The organism is Spartinivicinus poritis, assembly GCF_028858535.1.
GTDB classification, from domain to species: Bacteria; Pseudomonadota; Gammaproteobacteria; order Pseudomonadales; family Zooshikellaceae; genus Spartinivicinus; species Spartinivicinus poritis.
In genome coordinates this window covers 1-20,319 of the sequence record NZ_JAPMOU010000003.1, presented here as the reverse complement: position 1 = coordinate 20,319, position 20,319 = coordinate 1, and the positions used below count along the sequence as shown (strand labels likewise).

The 20,319-nt window shown below is 37.9% G+C and carries 15 protein-coding genes; 13 read left to right on the top strand and 2 right to left on the bottom strand.

Annotated elements, in window-relative coordinates:
- Window positions 1–6 precede the first annotated feature (6 nt).
- The 9 genes from sctS (at window position 7) to ORQ98_RS03010 (ending at window position 8,081) form a co-directional block, all read left to right on the top strand.
- Window positions 7–270 carry a type III secretion system export apparatus subunit SctS gene (sctS, locus tag ORQ98_RS03050; protein ID WP_274687312.1) on the top strand — a complete coding sequence of 88 codons (264 nt, stop codon included), beginning with the start codon at window positions 7–9 and terminating at the stop codon, window positions 268–270.
- Complete coding sequence (locus ORQ98_RS03045) at window positions 271–1,056, top strand: flagellar biosynthetic protein FliR (protein WP_274687311.1); 786 nt, start codon at window positions 271–273, stop codon at window positions 1,054–1,056. It abuts the gene before it with no gap.
- Window positions 1,053–2,072, top strand: coding sequence for an EscU/YscU/HrcU family type III secretion system export apparatus switch protein (locus tag ORQ98_RS03040; RefSeq protein WP_274687310.1), 1,020 nt, complete (start codon window positions 1,053–1,055; stop codon window positions 2,070–2,072). The genes ORQ98_RS03045 and ORQ98_RS03040 overlap by 4 nt, the downstream gene beginning before the upstream one ends.
- Window positions 2,065–3,372: a type II and III secretion system protein family protein gene (locus tag ORQ98_RS03035; RefSeq protein WP_274687309.1), complete on the top strand. Its 1,308-nt coding sequence runs from the start codon at window positions 2,065–2,067 to the stop codon at window positions 3,370–3,372. The genes ORQ98_RS03040 and ORQ98_RS03035 overlap by 8 nt, the downstream gene beginning before the upstream one ends.
- 50 nt (window positions 3,373–3,422) lie before the next feature.
- The gene (locus tag ORQ98_RS03030; RefSeq protein ID WP_274687308.1) at window positions 3,423–4,127 is read left to right on the top strand and encodes a tetratricopeptide repeat protein; all 705 of its coding nucleotides are present in this window, start codon (window positions 3,423–3,425) and stop codon (window positions 4,125–4,127) included.
- Window positions 4,128–4,133: 6 nt separating this feature from the next.
- Window positions 4,134–4,577: a helix-turn-helix domain-containing protein gene (locus ORQ98_RS03025; protein ID WP_274687307.1), complete on the top strand. Its 444-nt coding sequence runs from the start codon at window positions 4,134–4,136 to the stop codon at window positions 4,575–4,577.
- Window positions 4,578–4,582: 5 nt separating this feature from the next.
- The gene (gene sctV, locus ORQ98_RS03020; protein WP_274687306.1) at window positions 4,583–6,655 is read left to right on the top strand and encodes a type III secretion system export apparatus subunit SctV; all 2,073 of its coding nucleotides are present in this window, start codon (window positions 4,583–4,585) and stop codon (window positions 6,653–6,655) included.
- Window positions 6,642–7,175 (top strand): hypothetical protein, encoded by a 534-nt coding sequence (locus tag ORQ98_RS03015; protein ID WP_274687305.1) that lies wholly within the window; start codon window positions 6,642–6,644, stop codon window positions 7,173–7,175. Before sctV ends, ORQ98_RS03015 begins: the two co-directional genes overlap by 14 nt.
- 96 nt (window positions 7,176–7,271) lie before the next feature.
- Window positions 7,272–8,081, top strand: a complete 810-nt coding sequence (locus ORQ98_RS03010) for a Rossmann-fold NAD(P)-binding domain-containing protein (protein ID WP_274687304.1) — start codon at window positions 7,272–7,274, stop codon at window positions 8,079–8,081.
- A gap of 63 nt (window positions 8,082–8,144) precedes the next feature.
- Here the strand turns inward: ORQ98_RS03010 and ORQ98_RS03005 are convergent, their stop codons facing one another.
- Window positions 8,145–8,423, bottom strand: coding sequence for a hypothetical protein (locus tag ORQ98_RS03005; RefSeq protein ID WP_274687303.1), 279 nt, complete (start codon window positions 8,421–8,423; stop codon window positions 8,145–8,147).
- A 595-nt stretch (window positions 8,424–9,018) separates the two neighbouring features.
- Here ORQ98_RS03005 and ORQ98_RS03000 point away from each other — a divergent pair.
- Window positions 9,019–16,077 carry a hypothetical protein gene (locus ORQ98_RS03000; protein ID WP_274687302.1) on the top strand — a complete coding sequence of 2,353 codons (7,059 nt, stop codon included), beginning with the start codon at window positions 9,019–9,021 and terminating at the stop codon, window positions 16,075–16,077.
- Window positions 16,078–16,148: 71 nt separating this feature from the next.
- On the opposite strand, the gene ORQ98_RS02995 is transcribed toward ORQ98_RS03000, so the two are convergent.
- Window positions 16,149–17,042 (bottom strand): DMT family transporter, encoded by an 894-nt coding sequence (locus ORQ98_RS02995; RefSeq protein ID WP_274687301.1) that lies wholly within the window; start codon window positions 17,040–17,042, stop codon window positions 16,149–16,151.
- 146 nt (window positions 17,043–17,188) lie between these two features.
- Here ORQ98_RS02995 and ORQ98_RS02990 point away from each other — a divergent pair, with 146 nt between their 5' ends.
- The 3 genes from ORQ98_RS02990 to ushA all read left to right on the top strand — a co-directional run bounded on the left by ORQ98_RS02990 (window position 17,189) and on the right by ushA (window position 20,012).
- On the top strand, window positions 17,189–17,671 hold the full coding sequence (locus tag ORQ98_RS02990; protein ID WP_274687300.1) for a MarR family winged helix-turn-helix transcriptional regulator: 483 nt from the start codon (window positions 17,189–17,191) through the stop codon (window positions 17,669–17,671).
- A 120-nt stretch (window positions 17,672–17,791) separates the two neighbouring features.
- Complete coding sequence (locus ORQ98_RS02985; protein WP_274687299.1) at window positions 17,792–18,025, top strand: hypothetical protein; 234 nt, start codon at window positions 17,792–17,794, stop codon at window positions 18,023–18,025.
- A 397-nt stretch (window positions 18,026–18,422) separates the two neighbouring features.
- Entirely contained in the window at window positions 18,423–20,012 is a 1,590-nt protein-coding gene (gene ushA, locus ORQ98_RS02980; protein WP_274687298.1) for a bifunctional UDP-sugar hydrolase/5'-nucleotidase UshA, read from the top strand.
- Window positions 20,013–20,319 lie beyond the last annotated feature (307 nt).

The following is a 20,319-nucleotide window of genomic DNA, read 5'->3' as shown; positions in this document are numbered from 1 at the left end:
TTTTGTATGGAAAGTGACTTAATAAGATTTATTGTTGTTGAGGGCCTATGGTTAGTCTTACTTATATCATTTCCACCAATATTAGTTGCTACACTAGCCTCGTTAATTATTGCTATATTACAAGCTTTAACTCAAATACAAGAACAAACTCTAGCAATGAGTGTAAAAATAATTACTATATCTATAGTATTAATGGCCTCGTTAGGATGGTCATCTACATATATAACAAATTATACAGATCAAATTTTTGAAATTATAAAAAATCAATGAATGAATAATTTGGTTGAATATCAAAATGTAGTGTATGCGTTGATAGCAGTAATGCCCAGAATGGCTGGAATATTTATGGGGCTTCACTACACAAATAACAGTGTTATACCTAGAGTGATAAAAATAGGGATAGTTGCTGCGTTGGCTTTGATGGTGTTACCGCTAAGTTATAATATGAGTATAAAGCATGTTGATTTAAGCGGGAACTCTCTTTTAATTTTTATGATAATTTTTAAAGAAGTGGGTGTGGGAATAATTATTGGAATTATTTTTAATATGCCTTTTCATGTGTTTTCACTATCCGGAGCTTTAATGGATGCTTTTAAAGGTGCTCAGCTTCCATATAGTGGAAGTTTTCTATCTGGTGGAGAAGGAACACCAACAGGAGCCCTGGTTGGTTATATGTCAGTAATTATTATGTTTTCATCAGGCTATTTTGATGAATTCATAAAGTATAGTATTTTAACATATAAAACATGGCCAATACATGTGATGTTCCCAAAATATGACTTGGATGATGTTAATGCTATGTTGAATATTTTAAATGAGCTATTTTCAAAAGCTTTGTTTATCATCTCACCTGTTATTATAATCTCTATACTTGTGGATTTAGGTACACTAGTTTTAGCAAAACAACTACCACAATTAAATCCAACTATGCTTGTTATGCCAATTAAAGCACTTCTAATATCTGCGTTTTTAATATTGTTAGTTGGGAAAATGGAGGTTAGTGATTACTTCTGTTTTGAATGCTATGTATTACAATTTGAAAGAATAATAAGATGAGTGATGATAGCCAAGAAAAGTCATTTGAAGCGACCGATCATAAGCTAGATAAAGCAAGAGAGAAAGGTCAAATTCCAAAAAGCAAAGAGGTTTCTAACTTCGTTATTATTAGCTGCTTGCTTATTTATGTGTTTATATTTTATGCAAGCTTGAATGAAAAACTTACTGAGTTTATAAATATAGCTGCAGATGCAAAATATGGTTTTTTAATAAAAAGTGAGTCATTTCTTGTTGTATTGTCTGATATATTTTGGGGGTTTATACTTCCTTTATATGTGTTGATTATACTGATTAATTTGGTGATAAGTTTAGGTTTTTCAGGGTTTGTTTTTTCGTTTGAGCCATTAAAGCCTAAAATTAAAAAAATAAATCCAGTAGATAATTTAAAAAATATATTTAAAAAGAAGAATTTAATTGAATTTTTATTTAATTTGATCAAAACCATGTTGGTGGCAGGTATAGTTACCTATATTATCATGAAGTATATTAATGATGCACTTAATATAATTGATTGTGGTAAAAATTGTTTTTGGTATTTGTTGCAAGAGTCTCTAAAAGAAATCATTATTGCTATTGTTTTGATGTTAGCTTTTTATATGATAATAGACCTGCTTGTTCAGAAAAAGTTGTTCCTAAAAGAAATGAAAATGTCTCAATATGAGCTAAAACAAGAAACCAAAGATACCCAAGGTAATCCAGAGGTTAAATCTGAAATTAGACGACAAAGTAATGAGTTACTTAACTATGGTGAAATTGTTGGGTTAAGTAGTGCAAATTTTGTTATTACTGATAATAGTGGGGTTGCGGTTGCGTTATCTGTTAAAGAGGATAAGGTGCCTGTGATTGTCGGTAAAGCAGATAAGTCCAGTATGCAAAACATGTTGTCTTATGGAAGAAATAAAAACATGAAAATTGTAAATAACGCAAAGATTGCTCAAGAATTATTTGATAATCTAAAAGTAGGCGAACCAATACCTATATCGTATTTAACCAGTGTGGTTGGCTATAATGAATAAGATAATAATATTAATACTATTACATATAGTACTTGTCACAAACACTTATGCGAAAGTGGATAAAATTTATCTTTCACTTGATAGAGGATTTACGCTTTCAGTTAATAGCCAGGTAAAAACTTTATTTGTTCAGTCGGATAGTGTAGCAAAACTGAAACAAATTAGTGATAGTACCTTTTATTTGATTCCTGTGGGGATTGGTAATACAGACGTGATAGCGGTTGATATTGATGGTAATGAATATTGGCGAAAGCACGTTGAAGTGTACTATGATGTAAATAAGCTAAAATATTTAATCAACGATACAATAATAGACAATGAGCTTAAAATTAAGATAAATAATGCTAATTTGGTTGTGGAAGGTAGCTTCAAAACTCAGGCTGATCAACAGCAAGCGATTAATAGAATTCAATCGATAATACCTAAAACAATTAATCTGGTTGACAAGACTCAGGTTGAAAATAACTTACAAATTAACCTGAAATTAAAAATAGTAGAAGTCAAAGAAGACTTAAGTAAAGTATTTGGCACGAATTGGCGTTCACTTTTTAGACTAGGTAATTATACTCTCGCTATTGGTAATGCATTACGTTTTTTTAATGCTAATAATGTTGTAGATGCTGGCAGCTTTACGAGTTCTATAGGTTTTAATACTTCAAAAACAGATATTTCATCAATCATCAATGTACTACATCAAAAAGGATTGGTATCCATTGTTTCTGAACCTAGTTTAACTACACTTAGTGGGCAAGAAGCCAAAATTCTGGTAGGAGGTGAAACACCTATTCCAATTATTAATCAGGATGGCTTTTCAAATGTTAACTATAAATCTCATGGTATTATTTTAGACTTTACTCCAAAATTGCTTCCAAGTAATCGAATCCACGTCAGTTTTCATGCAGAAGTGAGCAACCAAAGTCAAGTGACTTATAATAATGGGCAAACAGTCTTACCGGGATATAATGTAAGAAGGGTAACCTCAACTACTGAACTACTATCAGGTCAAAGCTTTGCTATCGGTGGATTATTTTATAAACAAAAAGAGATTGAGAGAAATAATGTGCCTAGATTAGAAGGGGTGCCTTTACTCAGTAGCTTGTTTGAGCAAAAAAAGGAAAGTCAAACAGCTAGAGAGCTGATTGTTATTGTAACTCCAGAAGTATATGACTTATCACAGCAGTCTTATCAGGATAGCTGGGTTGAGTCAGTTCGGCTACCTAATACATTTGAACGGAAGATTAGCAGAAAGCCCAATAATAATGCGATTAAACTACCTGCATCAGTGGGGCATGTATTTTAATGAAAAATATAATCACGCTCATTAGTTTCGTTTTACTAACAGGATGTTCCTTGAATAAAGGTATTGACAGGGCCTTTTTTACCGAAGAAACGGCTATTTCCACGGATTATACCAAGCCCCATCAAGATCTCGCAGCAACAGCAAGTTCTGTCGATGATTATGTCAATGCCATTAAGATTTTGCAGCCTTTATATAAACAAAGAAAAGAACCCAGAATAGCTTTACAGTTAGCAGAAAATTACCTTAAATTAGGCGATTTAATCAATGCAGCATTTTATTATCAACAGGTGACAAGTGATGCCAATACGAAAGTAGCGGCATGGGTAGGCCTTGGTAAAGTGTCGTTACAAAAAGGCAATGCCCATGAAGCAATTAATCATTTTGCTAAGGCATTAAAGTTTGACGAGAATGATTATAAAGCACTTAATGGAATGGCTGTTGCGCTTGATTCTATTGGTAAATATCAGCATGCAAGGAGCTATTATAGAAAGTTACTTGCTAAAAATAGTAATGATAAACAAGTATACAATAACTTGGCTGTTTCTTACTTGCTAGAAGGGAAGTACCATGAAGCAGAAGTTATTTTAAGGCAGTTAATTGCTTCACGGGTTTATCCTAAAAATGCGTTATATAACTTGGCTATCGTTTATAGCTTATCAGGGCAAAAACAAAAACTGCATGAATTAATGCAAGTCATTCCTGATAAAGTCTATTTTAATCGTCAACTTGCTAAACTAAAGAACAGCTTGAGGTAAATAATAATGTATGATGTTGATCTGTTCTCTAAACTATTATCATTAGAGCACCCCTGGTATATACCTGCTGTTCATGTAGATGAACAAAAACGATTGGTTTACATTTTTATTGATTTTAAAGATGAAGCCCACTTTGCCTGTCCAATATGCGGAGAGTCATGCTCACGTTATGATAAGCGTACTCGAAAATGGCGGCATTTAGACACTTGTGACTTTAAAACTTACATTACAACAATGGTACCTCGGGTAAATTGTTCTAACCATGGCTGTCATTCTTTAATGGTTGATTGGGCAAATCCTCGTTCTCGGTTTACTACCTCATTTGAAGAGCGTGTGGCGCTATTTTCTGAGCGTTATCCTATTGCAAGTTTGAGTAGAAAATTTGCAATTAGCTGGACAGCTGTCAACAACATAGTAAAACGATTAGCCCAACAGCCTAATTTTGGTTAAGCGAGATGGATATTACCAGCCAACTCAGTAAAAAGAAAGTTTATTCTATTCTTAGTGGGCGTAAGGATGTTATTTTTGTTGGTTTAATTTTGCTCATCGTCGTCATGATGATCATACCATTGCCAACCTTATTAGTTGATTTTTTAATTGCCCTGAATATTAGTTTTGCTGTTATTACCATTATTGTTGCTATTTACCTCAAAGATCCCGTTGACTTTACTACCTTACCATCCGTTCTTCTCTTTGCGACAGTATTTCGTTTAGCTCTTTCTGTAACAACTACACGCCTAATTTTACTTGATGCTGAAGCGGGTGACATTATTTCCACATTTGGTGACTTTGTTATTCAAGGCAATGTAGCAGTTGGTCTTATTATTTTTCTTATTATTACACTTGTTCAGTTTATTGTTATTACCAAAGGCTCAGAACGTGTTGCTGAAGTTTGTGCCCGTTTTTCACTCGATGGTATGCCGGGTAAGCAGATGAGCATTGATGCTGATTTGCGTAGTGGCATGATTGATATGCAAACAGCGGTAAGACGAAGAACGCACTTACAAAAGGAAAGTGAATTATTTGGTTCTATGGATGGTGCAATGAAGTTTGTTAAAGGAGATGCCATTGCAGGTTTAGTCATTACAGTAGTGAATATTGTTGGTGGATTATCTATTGGCATGGCGCAACATCAATTGGAGTTTGATCAAGCCCTCAATATTTATTCTATTTTGACAATAGGTGATGGGCTTACAGCACAAATACCTGCTTTATTTATTTCCATTGCTGCGGGAATTATTATTACCCGAGTTGTTAATGAGGACAAAGAAGACTTAAGTACAGAAATTACTAAGCAAATTTCTGTTTATCCTCAAAGTATGGTATTTGCAGGTATTTTGTTGTGTATCTTCGCTTTCCTTCCAGGGTTTCCTACCGTGCTATTTTTACTGCTTGGAAGTACCTTAGGTGCAATGGGAGCTCATATTATCTTTAAAGAAAAAAACCAGAAAACCCTCAAAGAAGTGACCTGGTTTGATGATAGAGATAATAGTTTAACTGATGAAGAGAAGTATAAGCCTTTTCCTGGTATTACCATCAAAGTGTCTCCAACCCTTGATTTTTTATGTAAAGATGAACATTTTGTTAGGCAGTTTCAGGTGCTCGAAGAAAGTTTTCATAGTGTATTTGGCATCAGGCTGCCATCGCATCGACAAATAATAGATTCTAAGATCAAAGATGACCATTACTTGATAGCTATTGATGATGTACCTCTGTATGAAGGCAAATTCCACAAAGATAAGAAGATACTTAAAAAACTACCAGATACTTATAATGAAAAAGACTTTACGCCTGTCAATGAGTGTTGGGGGTATCATCAGTTTTTTTTGGTTAATCCGAATGTCTATGATAAAGGAACGATGGGGAAAGCATTTGAAGCAAAGTCATTTTTCTTCCATAACTTGTCAAATACATTGATTCGTTTTTCTGCCAATTTTATGGGGATTCAAGAAACCCGATCTTTACTAGATCAAATCAACCTAGAATATAGTGTATTAGTCAGCGAAACCCTAGAAGTATTACCTATTGCTGGGCTCGCTGATCTATTAAAGCGGCTGTTAGATGAGCGGGTGCCACTCAAACATATACGAGCAATTCTCGAAGCTGTTGTTAAACATGGCAAAAATGAACAGGATATTGAAGAACTTATTGAATTAGTAAGAGCAGATCTTGCTTTACAAATATCAAACCAGTTTGCCTATGCCAGAAAAATTTCAGCTTATAAGTTAAGCTATCAACTAGAGCAAGAGATAGAAAATGCAATACGTGCTACAGGTAATAGTTACTTTCTTGACCTACCTGCAGAACAAATACAGAATTTATTTAATTTATTCAAACAAAAAGTAACCGGCTTTCCATTTGAGTCCGACAAACAGCAAGCGGTCTTTTTTGTTTCTAAAGAGGTCAGGCGGTATTTATTTAAATTACTTCGACAAAATCAAATCTATGCATATGTACTGTCACTAGAAGAGCTGCATCCTGACTATCAATTGAATATTATTGAAACAATTAATTATGAAGTTAACTAATCGGTTAGTTTTGCTGTTATTATTAGTAAGCACTTGTAAAGTGGTTGCCCAACCTGAGTGGGCAGATAGTCCCTACCTGTTTAAAAGTAACGACCGTTCAATAAAGCAAGCTTTCCTTGACTTTTCTTTCAATATGGATACACCATTACAGCTACCAGAAGAAATTAGTGGAGTTAAACCAGTTGATTTACCTGAAATGTCTGCTTTAGAGTATTTACACTATTTATGCCGATTGTCTGGTACGACTTGGTATTTTGATGGTTATAAGTTATATATTGTTAAACAAGATGATATTAAAAATGAAATCCTTAGTATAGAAGATATCAGTTACCGTAAATTAATAAGTTTGCTAAAAGACTTGGAGGTATACGACGATAAGTTTACAATCAAGCATCATCCATTGGAGTCTGTCATTTATATAAGGGGGCCAGATATATATATAAAAAGTATCAAAAAAATAGTAAAAAACTATAGACAAAAAGAGAAGAATAAAATCAATATTGTGTACGGTAATAACTAATAACAAAAAAATATATCTATACTCATTCAATGGTTGATAATAAAGATAAACAGATTGAAGGGTATAGTTGCTTTATGGCAGTATGGAGTGTTGATTATGATTATTGATTTATTCAATCATGATAAAATTGAACATAAACTGGTCAATGAATTTGGTAATAGGAGTGAAACTGTACAAGTCGCTATCTGTTCAGGTAGCTTTACTCACTATTATCCTATTAATACTGATAATATATCTGTTTTGTCGGATCAGACTTATTTAGATATTCTGTATGTTTTATGCCCGCCAATAGCATCTAAACATTATGTAAACCAATTAAAAAAACAGCTTAAGAATATTGCTCACTATGCTCCCACTAAGGTAGTTGTCTATCAACCGATGCTATATGCATTTCCTTATGAATATAATACATGCTTGATTAAAAATATGGTTGAGGATACTTTTACTTCTTCAAAGCATATTTTCTATATTAAACCTGGCGTTTGCTTTGATTCATTTGTTAATCCCTTTTTATTTATATTATCCAATCAGGTTTATTATGATGCCATTGATAATAAACGGATTAGTTTTTTTATGCTTGATGATTTGGTTGAAATACTCCTATTTTTAGGACTTAAATGTGAGCAACCGCACTACCATATTCATCTAACGGGGCCTACTAACTATGATTTGGATGAGGTATCTTTTATTTTCAACCAATATCTCAATACACCTTTTATGTATAAAAATATTTCAATCGACAACTTGAAATCATTTTATATTAGATTAGGCTACTCTTATTATTACAGCAATCAATTTATTTTATTAACTTTGGCAACAATGAATAACCATTTTTCAACGGTAAGTGACGATTATATGTATTTGCTAGGCAAGGCACCTAAAAATATTGTAGCAACATTGATTTAAAAATTTTATCTTAACTTGGCAACGATTTTTTGTTGCCAAGTACTAGATATATAATGCTTGAATTTAGCCTCTTGCTGAAGACTCTGCACTTTTTACAGGGCTTGCCGAGGATTGTTCTGGACCTTTAGTACCACATTGACTGTTTTCTTCTGGATTGTTTTCTGAGTTTTGTTCGTTCTGCATACTTTGCATTAACAGTTGAATGAGCATTTGTATCAACTTCATTAAGTCGTCCTGACCCACTCCCTTATCACCTTTGCCTTGGCTATTATCTTGTGGACAGCATGTCTGTTGAGTATGTTGAACACAACCTGAACCAGTAATACCTTGTACACCACTCATTGTTTTTCTCCTAATCAAATTGGACCTGGTAAGGCAACTGTAATTGTAATTTACAAATAAAAAAAGACATAAACTGAATAAAAATGTGAAGCTAAACTAATAGTTTGCTTAGATTTTTTTTTAATAGTGGGTAAATTCTTTCACTAAGTGGATAACTGGTATTATTTAACAGATATATGCATATTTGAGAGCATGGTAGGTAGTGGTGACTTATTATTCTTGTATTATTGATTGCGCAAAGTTGTATAGATTTACCCACACAAAAGAGTGAGGCTCTTTATTTTAATGTGACTAATTTATCATAAATTATGAGTTGGTAAAGTATTGGTGCTTTAAAAATACTTGCATAATGATGGATAAGATATTTCACAATTCACAAGCAAGGATTGCTCAGTGTTTATAGTACAGTGATTAATAAGAAAGTAATATAGTGCTTTCTACTTATAAAAGACTAAATTAACCAACGCTTAGTTAATTTAAATAAGATTAATCTAAATAGCTGGAGTGACAGGGAGGTTGTTGAGAGAAAGTTTAGAGAAAAATTGAAAAGAAAGCTTAGAAAAAGTGATTGGTACCGAATTGAGGGGAGTAATACATGACAATAATATCTTCTACGGACTCAAATAAAAACCAACCTATCACCCAGTCTGATTTGGATCAACGTGATGACTCAACTACTAGTAAAGGTATCAATACTTCCGACTTATCAATGAAACAGCTGACCAGGCTGTTAACTAAATCTAAATCCTCACTACAGACAGCAGATGAAGCTGTTGCTGAGACGAGCCAAGATGAAGAACGCCCTGATGCGAATGACAGGAGTAAAGTCAATCAGATCAATCGTTGGAGTCCAACAGCGAGAAAAATTCTTGATGCTTTGCTAAATCGATCCCCTGATGGTGTACAGGAAACCGTTGATGGACAACAGGGGGCCAGTGAGCAACAAACCTCTCGCACTAAAGACAAAACCCCTTGGGAAAGTGTCTGGGAACGTATGTATACCACAGGCAAATTGGGTAAAGTGGATATTTCTATTGGGGTTTTTGATCAGGACCAGAAAGGTTCACATACTAATAACCAAGCAGGGGTTGTACCCACCGTTGTTAGCTGGTTTAAAAGTGCTAAAAACATTAAGTCTGCTTTTCGGAATTTATTTCGTGGTGATCCTACGGTTCAGCAAAACATTGAACGTAATGTAGCGGATAGTGCTGAGTTGTTTCATCGTGATGGTGCTAAACAACAGTTAAAACGTTTACTTGGGCTGCCATCCAATGCATCTAACCAAACCATTGCCAGTGAATTTAATAAGTTTATTCAGTCGATGCCAGAAGGGGCCAGTTTTTCGCTAGGTGCAGGAGGTGGTATCGACTTAAAATGGCCAAGCACTGGTGTTTGGGCACACCCTTCAGGAATTGGCGACGTTGGCGTAATGGTCAAAACGGGTGTGGAAGGGGATAACAGTATTCAGTTCAGCCGTGATGCAGCTGGGGTTAAAGTGACGATGGGGGGTACTTCAACCTTTAAAGGGCTTACCTTAGAAGTAGGAGGCTATGCATCAAAACCAGGTGAAAAATACATGTTAGGGGCTCATGTGGAAGTAGATGCCACACTGGCTAAAACTAAGCGTGACCAACGGGCCTCTGCTTATTTTAGTGATGAAAACTTAACCGCTTTTATTAATAAGTTAGCGAATACAGACGGTACCGATAAATTAGACTTTAATTGGGTTGTGGAAAATGCCCAGCGTAAGCCAAATGGTAAAAATACTATTCAAGTGAGTAAAGAACTTGAAATCAAGCCTCTGACGCTTGAAGGTGACTTAGCAGGTAAGTTTGGTGGTGGGGTTGATTCTCCATTTAATACGGGGAATTCAGGTGCGGTAGGCTTGGGTAAATCCGCTGGGCTCGTCCCTGGTATCTCTTTGCATGTGACTAAAGATGTCGTATTGCGATGGAAAGCAGATTCAGCCTTTGATGCCGATAAACCAGATTTTAGTTTAACGTATCAGAACGACAAACTGTCTAGCTATTTTTCTGATACCGAATTTAAAGTTTCTGGGTTTTTATGGGGTAGGCCAGCAAAAGTGACTTATCCTTCAATCAGCCCCGATGGTGTTATTTCATCAACAATAGGTGGCTCGTTTCTTAGTTATACGTTTGGCGAAAAAAAACTACCTGATCTAAAAGGTAATCCAAAACCCACTGAGTCGCCCAAACCAACTGATGTTGTGCCAGCAGACGGTGATGAGACTGCTAAGGCCAATCGATTTATCAACATTACCAGTATACCGTTGTCGGCAGATAACCTTGATAACACCATTAAAAAGTATCCCCCCTTAGAGCGATTCTTCCAAAATGATCCAGATGCTAAATGGCGATTGCAGAATGCGCTGAAGCATAAAACAGAAGGTGGCACAACATCACTAAATGTTGAATTTCGTTTACGGGATAATAAATATCAGGAAATTAATACTATTTTATCTGGACAGGATTTTGAATCTTTGTCTGAAACAGATAAAAATAAAATTCAGGCTATTTTGGATAATAAAGATAGCTTTGAATTATCAGGCTATAACCTAATTGAAGATAGAAATATTAAACATAAAAGAGGGTTGGGAGCGGTATTTGTTAGTGTGAATAGTACTAATGAAATGAAGTTTACAAACGCTATTTACACCGAAACAGTCAACCATAAACTAGGTGTTTCCGATATTACCGATAAAACCCGTGGCATTTCATCGTTGTTTCAAAATAGAGGGCGTGCACTACAGTTAATTTATAATGATTTAGGTCAAAGCGCTCATGCTAGGCAAAAGGATTTTGTGAAGAATAGCCAGGAAATAGCTAAGATTCGTCAACTGGAAGCAACCGGTCAGGCTTCACCACAGGAACTAGCTGATATCGCTCACTTTGATGCCTATCAAGAAAACTTAGGTAAAGAAGCTAATTTTGGTACCAATGGTTTATTTGAAACCATTGATCATAGCCGTTTTAAAGGGAAAGCGTCAGCCTCTCAGGCGGCATCAGAAGCGGCTAGTCAAATGAAGCAGCCTGGTGCGGGTGGAGCAGTCATCATGCAACAGGTGGGCGAGCATTGGTTGCCGGTTTATACGGTGACACGTAGCCAACATGATCAGGTTAATGTGTATAATGCTCAGGGCCAGCAAATTAAAGCATTTCATAATAAGCATCATCAGCAAGACGGAGCGATTGATGATTATTTGAAAAAGCTGGTTACAGCAGAGGGTAATGGCAGTGCATTTAAAGTGTTTGTGGCGAAAAAAGATTTTACCCAGCAATTTAAAATAGCTGCACAACCGCCTTACGAACCAGCCCCGGATTATACGACACAAGGCAGCCAGACAAATCGGCCTAATGTGGTTAGTCAAGGTGCATATAATCCTGCTGATCGTAGTGTAACAAAGGTGGTTACCGAATATGAGCGGATCAAAGCCAACGATGCCACCATTAGTGTGTGGAGTGATAAAAACGGCTGGATTAGCCTAAAAAAATCAGAAGCTTATACACTTGGCTTAAAAGTAGATGGCAAGCAAATTACCAGTACCACTGACTTCACTGATGCGTTGTTAGGTGATGCTTCGCATCGACTAAGTTGGGACTTTGACCAAGCAACATTGGCTTTATTGCATGACTCAACTAATTTTGCCCGTAATCAGCATTTAGTGCAAAACGCAAGGCTCACTACGGCAGCCACTGCTCCGCTAACGCAATCTGAAACAACGTTTGTTGATAAAACCAAAGCGTTGTTGTCAACCGCCAGTGATTATGATCAATTTCTTGGTCAGCTAAATGCCTGGGCTGATAGTCAAAAATCAACAATTGTCAGCAAACTTAATAGCCAACCTAATACCGATACTACAGCTGTTGTAGATCCTTTTGCTGGCCCTCATGTTACTGAAATTAATATTAACGCAGATGGCAGTTATGAAATAACATACGACAGAAACAACCTGGCAGGCACAAGTAATAGTAATCAAGCAGCGTCTGTGACTCGCTCCGTTGATGCAAGTGCTGTTTCAAACTTATCGGATGCAGACAAATTAACACTTAACTTGGCTGATATCGTACAGAAACGATATAACACTCGGAAAAAAATCATTGATAGTGGGCAAGGCTCTAGAGCATTGTCAGCTTACTCTGCATTTGGTACTGCCAATGGCTTAAGAGTTCTAGGTGAGTATGGGATTGGTAATTCACCATTAGAGCGCTTACAAGCATCATCAACGTTATTAGGTGCAGCCGAAGAAGTATTATCGGGTGTTGCCAGTGTAGGTGATTTAGCCAAGAAATTTAATTTAAAACTACCAAAAGCGGGCTCTGCTACTAAGGCATTGGCAAAAGTATTTGGCGGTTCCGATGGCTTAGCCCAGCTTGGCAAGTTAGGTAAACTCGGCAAGGCAGCAGGCCCTTTAGGGGTGATTACCAGTGGTTTAGATATTGTTAATGGTGCGTTTGGTTTAGATGCTGCAATTAGAAATGGTGATGGTTATGGCATTGCCTCATCAACATTTGACATTGCCAGTGGTGCTTTAGGACTTGCGGCTGTTGCCTTTGCTGCAACACCAGCAGGGCCTTTCCTGGCTGTAGGTGCGCTAGTGGCATCTGCTATCAGTCAAGGCATTCAAGCAGCAAAAACAGTTGATACTTTTGAAAAAGAAGTGCGTCCGCTAGCCTGGTATGAAAAGTTAGGCTACGGAGCTGCGGCATTCTTTGGTCTGGATGATAAAACGTCGTGGCATCAGGAGTTACAAGACGCCCGGCGACAAAAAGCGATTAATGCGCGCAAACAATTGATAACAGAACAGGATCAAATATCACAACAGGTATTTAGAACCATAGGCGACTCAATCACTGATACTTCTGGGTTATTCCCGACCAGTGAATTATTTTTATTTGGTAAATACCCTCATACCTTAAGGATTAAAGAAAAAGATGAACATGGTGATGAAGTACACCAGGTAAGGACTAATCCAGCCCATGTACTAACAGAAAAAAGGGGCTTTGGTGATAGTAATAAAGTGACCTTTTTTAATATGAATGAATACTTTGATCCTAACTGGAGCGGGATTGAGTTAATTGATGCAACGGGTTATGTTTCTCATGGTAATTTGAATGCCTGGCGGCTGGAAAAAACCATCAATACAGGTTCACGTACCTTTTTGTCAGATTATCCATTAGGCGGCGATAGTAAAATTCCAGTTGTTGCAGGATTTAAGGATAAGCAAAACACCTTTTATACTGATGAAGCGGTTGAGCAAAGTTATGTGGGAGGACATCTGTCAGATGTAGTTCGTTATGTGGCCCCGGCGATAAAATCTGAACCCAAAGAAGGTGAGTCTAATCATGCTAATAAGCAGCTTTATTTTGTAGGGAAAGAGGGAAACGACACTGCAGCGTTCAGTATAGCGGCACTACCGGATTCTGAAGCAAATCCAACACCTAATACTATTCGAGTCAGGCCATCTCAAGACTTCGAATATGAGTGGAAATATCGATTAGATAAGCAAGAAAGCTTTATTAAAATAACAGAAACGGTTTCTGGCTCAAGTCTTACTGCAGCGGAAACTGAAACACTGCTTATTCAAGGTAATTCAAAAACAGCAGAAATTGATGCCGACTTAAGAACAAGTGCTAGTCAAGGTGTAATCGCTGGTAAAACATTTATCCTCGGTAATGCTGATAACCTGAAGCTAAGAACCGGCCAAGGGGAGAGTAATATTTTCCATATTGGCAGTAAAAAAGGGGTTGTTAAATCAGAAGGGGATAAAAGTACATTTTATCTTACAGAAGATGTACAGTCGCTGAGACTCAATAACAATAGCCTGGCTCCGGGAAAAATTAATACCGTTGATTTAACTGATTGGGTAGCCTTAGATCATTTGGAAGTTTTCGCTACGAATGATGGTAAAGGGCTGCGCATTCGTGATAAACAAAACCATGACCGATTTATTCGTATTGAAGACCACTCTTCTATTGTACTCAATGTGCAAGGTCAATCTGGTTCTGCTATTACCCTTGGTCCAAGCCAATTACAATCGCTTACACAGCGGGCTCAGTCGTTAACTCAGCTATTGCCACAAACGACTCATTATGTGCATGAGAAAACTCAACAAATTAATTTATCAGCTGCACAAAGTCAGCTGTCTTTAAAAGGCAATGGGACTTTTCACATTCGTGCAGCAGGCAGTCAGCTGAGTCTGCTGGATGTTGATAAAGGTGTGGGAGTGGCTTTGGATACGATTAATGATGGCAGTCAGTTACGCTTTAAGGGTGTTAACTTTGCTGACATTCAACAGTCTGGTAATACCTTATGGATGAGCAAAGACAAATACGCTTTATTAAATGTTGGTCAGATACCGGGTTATACCTCTTTTGTTGCCCAGTTTGACGATGGGGTAGCTAGTTTTCATACCGATGCACAGGGGCAGTTATCTGTCTACGGGTTTGAGGCTAAATCACAGCAAGGTTTAACAAAACCTGCAGGTGTTTCTGAAATAGATAAGACTTCGGTGGGATTAGCACAGCTGGATGGCCCCTTATGGCGCTTTGCTAATGGCATGATTGCCAGCCCTTTAACAGGGGATGTATATGACTTGCAGGGGAATCGATATGGGAATGCACACTATGATATCAATAATCATAGTGTAGTATTTAACACCTTGGAAAATAGCCAGCAACGCTTAGACCCCAATCAGGCAAATACCCGCATTGCGCCTTATGAAGCTAAGGTGTTGGAAGATGGGCGTTGGTTGTTTGGTGATACCCCTGATAAGAACCAATCTTTTATTGTAGATCCCACTACTTGGCGTATTTATCAGGATGCTGATGATAAAGAACCATTAAAAGGTATGTGGTTCCGTTATGATGGTGCCAGGGGCCAGCATTTAGTGGTTGATAGTGGCTCAGGCCCTGGTAACCGATTAACTCATCGTCAGACGCAGGGGGTGTCAGTTGCTGAGTTTCAGCGTATTGTCAAAGAGAAAGGGGTGTTGACGGATATTAGCAAAGGGAAGCTTTATTACCCAAATGATAATGATAAAGAAAAAGCTCAATTATTAGCCTATTTTCACTTTATTATTGATCAGGACAACTTTCGAGAGCAGGTGGTTGATAACTCATTACATCAACCGATACAGGCTACCGCTGAGCAACCAATGATTAAAGATAGTGAAGAAACAGATGTGATGCTGGGAAATGGAGACAGTAATATCATTATTGCTTCGGTAGGCAATGACCGCATTAAACCACAGGGTGGACAAGACCAGGTGCGTTTTACATCAACTGCTAAGGGAGTAAAAACATTGGATGTTGATGGGAATGACGATATTACCCTCTGGTTGCCATTTAATATCAGTATAGGGGCGGAATATTATTTTAGTGGCAATGACTTTGTGATAGAGGGTACTGCTCCTCATGCTAATGGAGAAAAATTGCAGGTAGTAATACCTGATTATGAAGAAAATAAGCCGAAACTCACATTAAAAATGTATGATGCCCAAGATTTTCGTCAAGCAGCTGCTTTAGAGGCTGGGCAAGATGTACATGCTGGAATTATTTTTGGTGAAGATAATATTCAATACCTTGTCAATTTAGCGGCTAAACGAAGGGAAGTTGAGAATATGCAGTTTAGTTAGCCTATTTTGCAAGGCTAAACAGTTTAATAATGCAGCAGATTTATTTGCTGCATTATTATTAGAGATGCCCTTTAAACTGCTTTATGTTTGGTCGAAGGTGAATTTATTGAAGGTTTTGCTTTGACCAGGGTTTTTCGATTAATTACCTTCATTAAAATTAGTGCACTTAACACTAACGTTACACCTAACCACTGCATGAAAGAAAGCGACTCACCTACCAGTAACAAGCCCAATCCAACGGCAGTGATTGGGTTAAGTAACGCCAATAAGCCAATGATATGGCTACCCAAGTGTTTTAAAGACCAAAACCAAATCAAGTAAGCTAACAGGGTGTTGACTAGGCTTAGCCATAAAAGGGCGGGCACTTGATTCATTGCAGGGATTTGTACAGGGCCTTCAACTATCCAGGCAAGAGGGACCAATAACAGGCCTCCAATCAGTAACTGCCAACCGGTCAAACCAATAATATTTTCAACTTGCCAGCGTTGTACCCAAATAGCCGATGTAGCAATTAATAATGTGGCACCTAAGGCGGCTGTAACACCAATAGGGTCTAGGTTAGCAGAAGGGTTCAATAATAAAACAATCCCCGCTACCCCAAGTAATGAAAGTGACAGCCAAGACCAAGCTGGCCTTATTTTATTAAAAACCCAGTTAAGTAACAGCAGTTGTAATGGCAGTGTGGAAGTGAGAGTACCGGCAACCGACCCTGGCAGTCGATAAGCGGCGATAAATAACAGTGCAAAAAACGCTGTGATATTGATTAAGCTTAGCCCAGTCAATTTAAAGGCATTGACTGGCAGTACCCGCAGTTTTTTTGGGGTAAGTAAAATCAGAATAATGCCTGCAGGTAATGCGCGCCAAGTTGCAACCCATAAGGGGGATAAGTCAGTTAGCCATAGGTTGACGATAGCATAAGTGCTCCCCCAAAAAATGGGTGTAAGTGCGGCAATCAAGTACTTCATCGTACAACGAATCCTTTACGTAAAATATCTTTATATAAAGTAAATTAGCTTAAAGATAACGTCAAGTATCTTTATAGAAAGATATACTTTAAAAAATAGTTAAGCACTGGCAGACTAGCTCAGGTTTTTCATCAATGGTGGAATGTATGCGAAAAGACCATGTGGACTTGGTTTTGGAACAGTGGCAACAACAGCGGCCAGACTTGGATGTGAGCCCAATGGCTATCTTTGGTCGCTTAAGTCGAATGAGCAGTATTGTTGAACCAAAAATAAAAGCTGTGCTTAAGTCGCATGGTTTGACTATTGCTGAATTTGATGTGTTAGCTGCTTTAAAAAGAGGAGGCGAGCCACTTACACCTACAACACTTTATAACACCACCATGTTAACCTCTGGAGCCATGACAGCAAGGTTAGATAAGCTTGAGCAACGGGGACTTATTAAGCGACAGCCATCAGCAACAGACCGCAGGAGCTTGTTGATTGCGCTAACTGAAACAGGCCTACAGCTAGTTGATACTGCTGTTGTAGCACATGTGGACAATGAACAACAAATGCTGGCTTGTTTTAGTGAAGAAGAAAAAGCACAACTGGCTAAATTAATGAAAACCTGGTTATTAGCGCACGAGTAAATTAAAGTTATTTTTTTATAGGCTTTTTACAGCTGTTTGCTAACTGTAATAGAGTGACTTCACTACCTATTTTTTATATTAGCTATACTTTATAGGGTAGTCATCGTTATAGGTGTGAGTATGGAATATGCCAAGTTACAAACCATGGTGAACTGTCACCAGGTAAGGGAAGGGTTGCTTAAAACCAGTGAGACAGGGAATGGTTGGGCTGTTGTGGTGGAAGACTTAAGCGGCCATCAGTTTCCTTTAACTGATCAACATGGTCACGAAAAGTTATACCACTCACTGGATAATGCTACGGGGGTGTTGAGAGAACTAGGAGTTACTCAAATTAATGTGGTTGAGAGCTTTTAGTTCAATTATTAGAGGTGTCCTAATCTGTTTATAGTTAATGGTTATTGCTAGAAAAAACAGGTAGTGCTAGATACTGCCTGATAATAGCTCACCAGATAAGAATGTATTGATAAACCTAAATTGGCTGAAAAATAGCGATTAACAGCTACCTTCCAGTATTAGCTTTTATTGAATAATTATTTTATATATTAATGCCCCATGTGCATCTGTTTGATGGAATAAAAGAATAGCTAACCCCCTTTTATTGCGGTTGCTGAACAGCCTGCATCACTCCTTTTAAACCATTTTTAATGTAGGGTCAGACTAGTCTAAAAAACATTATCACTAGGTAATGGTTTTGGTATAGTAGCGGCTGCCTAAAAAACTGAGACAATAAGTAAAGCATATGAAACACATAATGAAGTCACGTTTATATCGGTTAGGGGTGTTAGCTGCTGCAGCCGTAGTCGTATCAAGTTGTGCGTGGTTGCCTGCGTCGTATGATGATGAAAAAACATACAAAGTTACTCTGCTGCATACCAATGATCACCATGGACGCTTTTGGCCAAACCGTCATGGTGAATATGGACTGGCTGCAAGAAAAACCTTAATAGACCAAATTCGTCAAGAGGTTGCTGCTGAGGGTGGCCATGTGTTGTTATTGTCTGGGGGAGACATTAATACAGGCGTGCCTGAGTCAGATTTGCAGGATGCTGAGCCAGATTTTAAAGGAATGGAACGGTTAGGTTATGATGCCATGGCGCTTGGTAATCACGAATTTGATAATCCACTGGCGGTATTGCGTAAACAGCAGACTTGGGTCGACTTTCCATTTTTATCAGCCAATATTTATGATCAGCAAGGTAAACGGCTGTTTCCTGCGCATACCACGTTTAATTTAAATGGATTAAAAGTCGCTGTTTTAGGTTTAACAACAGAAGATACTGCTAAATTAGGTAATCCGGAATATATTAGTGAAGTTGATTTTCGTAACCCCATTACTGAGGCTAGCCAACTAGTTCCTCAGTTAAAACAACAGGCGCAAGTGGTTATTGCTGTGACCCATATGGGGCATTACCCTAATGCTAAGCATGGGATTAATGCACCCGGTGATGTTAGTCTGGCCAGGCAGGTGAATGGCTTGGATGTCATTGTGGGAGGGCACTCTCAAGATCCTTTATTTAAACCGGATAAGCAAAATGGCACATTGATTTTGCAGGCCTATGAATGGGGCAAATATGTAGGCCGGGCTGACTTTGAGTTTACAGGTGGGGAATTGACCCTGACTAACTATCAGCTCATTCCAGTTAATTTAACGAAAAAGGTTAAACAAGGTAATAAAGAAGAGCGGGTATTAATTGGCAAAGCGATTGCTGAAGACAGAGAGTTGAAAGCCTTTTTAACGCCATATCAGGAAAAAGGGCAGGTGGAGTTAGGTAAAGAGGTTGCCAAGTTGGATGGTAAATTAGAAGGCGATCGTCATGTGGTCCGTTTCCAGCCAACCAATTTAGGTGAGTTGGTTGCTAAAGCGCAACAGGAAAAAATGCAGGCAGATTTAGCCGTCATGAACTCCGGAGGCATTCGTGACAGTATAGAGCCGGGCTCTGTTACCTATAAAGATGTTTTAAAAGTGCAACCGTTTGGCAATTTAGTGGCTAAAGTCGATTTGACTGGTAAAGAGCTATTGGACTATTTAAAGGTGCTTGCTGCTAAACCAACAGACTCAGGTGCATTTGCGCAGTTTTCTGGTGTTCATTTATTGATAAAGCAAGGCAAACTGATTAAAGCCACTATTAAAGGGCAGTCAATCGACCCTGCAAAAACTTATCGGATGGCTTTAAATAGTTATATTGCTGCAGGCGGAGATGGGTATCCAAAATTGGATAATCACCCCAATTATGTCAACAGTGGCTTTGTTGATGCTGAGGTACTCAGTGAGTATATGAGTCGACATAGTCCCATTACAGTTGCAGATTATCAGTCTGAAAAGAAAATTGTTCGTAAATAATCTTATACTCTTCGCGCATGATTTTTAGGCGTACAGATAACATGGTATATACCCAATGCGAAGGGTTTTTAGGTGAGGCCATCAAGTGACGAAGCCTCATGAGCCTATTGAAATAGGTGATTGGGGTGAGGAGCGATGACAGTTAAATGCTCCTCGGCAATTGCTCCTGCATTGCTCTAATTAGTGGTATCCATACCACCATGCATAAACTGCATTCCCACCCTCCATGGCATTTAATTACCCACAATTTTGGGCTAGCTCAAAGCCTGCCTTCAGTTCATATAGTCTATTAAGACCACGCCAAATG

Bases quoted from the DNA above. Each gene is read 5' to 3' on its own strand.
- ORQ98_RS03010 (WP_274687304.1), top strand. From the start codon at position 7,272: ATGATTATTGATTTATTCAATCATGATAAAATTGAACATAAACTGGTC.
- ushA (WP_274687298.1), top strand. From the start codon at position 18,423: ATGAAGTCACGTTTATATCGGTTAGGGGTGTTAGCTGCTGCAGCCGTA.
- ORQ98_RS03000 (WP_274687302.1), top strand. From the start codon at position 9,019: ATGACAATAATATCTTCTACGGACTCAAATAAAAACCAACCTATCACC.
- ORQ98_RS02985 (WP_274687299.1), top strand. From the start codon at position 17,792: ATGGAATATGCCAAGTTACAAACCATGGTGAACTGTCACCAGGTAAGG.
- ORQ98_RS03015 (WP_274687305.1), top strand. From the start codon at position 6,642: ATGAAGTTAACTAATCGGTTAGTTTTGCTGTTATTATTAGTAAGCACT.
- ORQ98_RS03025 (WP_274687307.1), top strand. From the start codon at position 4,134: ATGTATGATGTTGATCTGTTCTCTAAACTATTATCATTAGAGCACCCC.
- sctV (WP_274687306.1), top strand. From the start codon at position 4,583: ATGGATATTACCAGCCAACTCAGTAAAAAGAAAGTTTATTCTATTCTT.
- ORQ98_RS03005 (WP_274687303.1), bottom strand. From the start codon at position 8,423: ATGAGTGGTGTACAAGGTATTACTGGTTCAGGTTGTGTTCAACATACT.
- ORQ98_RS02995 (WP_274687301.1), bottom strand. From the start codon at position 17,042: ATGAAGTACTTGATTGCCGCACTTACACCCATTTTTTGGGGGAGCACT.
- ORQ98_RS03040 (WP_274687310.1), top strand. From the start codon at position 1,053: ATGAGTGATGATAGCCAAGAAAAGTCATTTGAAGCGACCGATCATAAG.
- ORQ98_RS03035 (WP_274687309.1), top strand. From the start codon at position 2,065: ATGAATAAGATAATAATATTAATACTATTACATATAGTACTTGTCACA.
- ORQ98_RS03045 (WP_274687311.1), top strand. From the start codon at position 271: ATGAATAATTTGGTTGAATATCAAAATGTAGTGTATGCGTTGATAGCA.
- sctS (WP_274687312.1), top strand. From the start codon at position 7: ATGGAAAGTGACTTAATAAGATTTATTGTTGTTGAGGGCCTATGGTTA.
- ORQ98_RS02990 (WP_274687300.1), top strand. From the start codon at position 17,189: ATGCGAAAAGACCATGTGGACTTGGTTTTGGAACAGTGGCAACAACAG.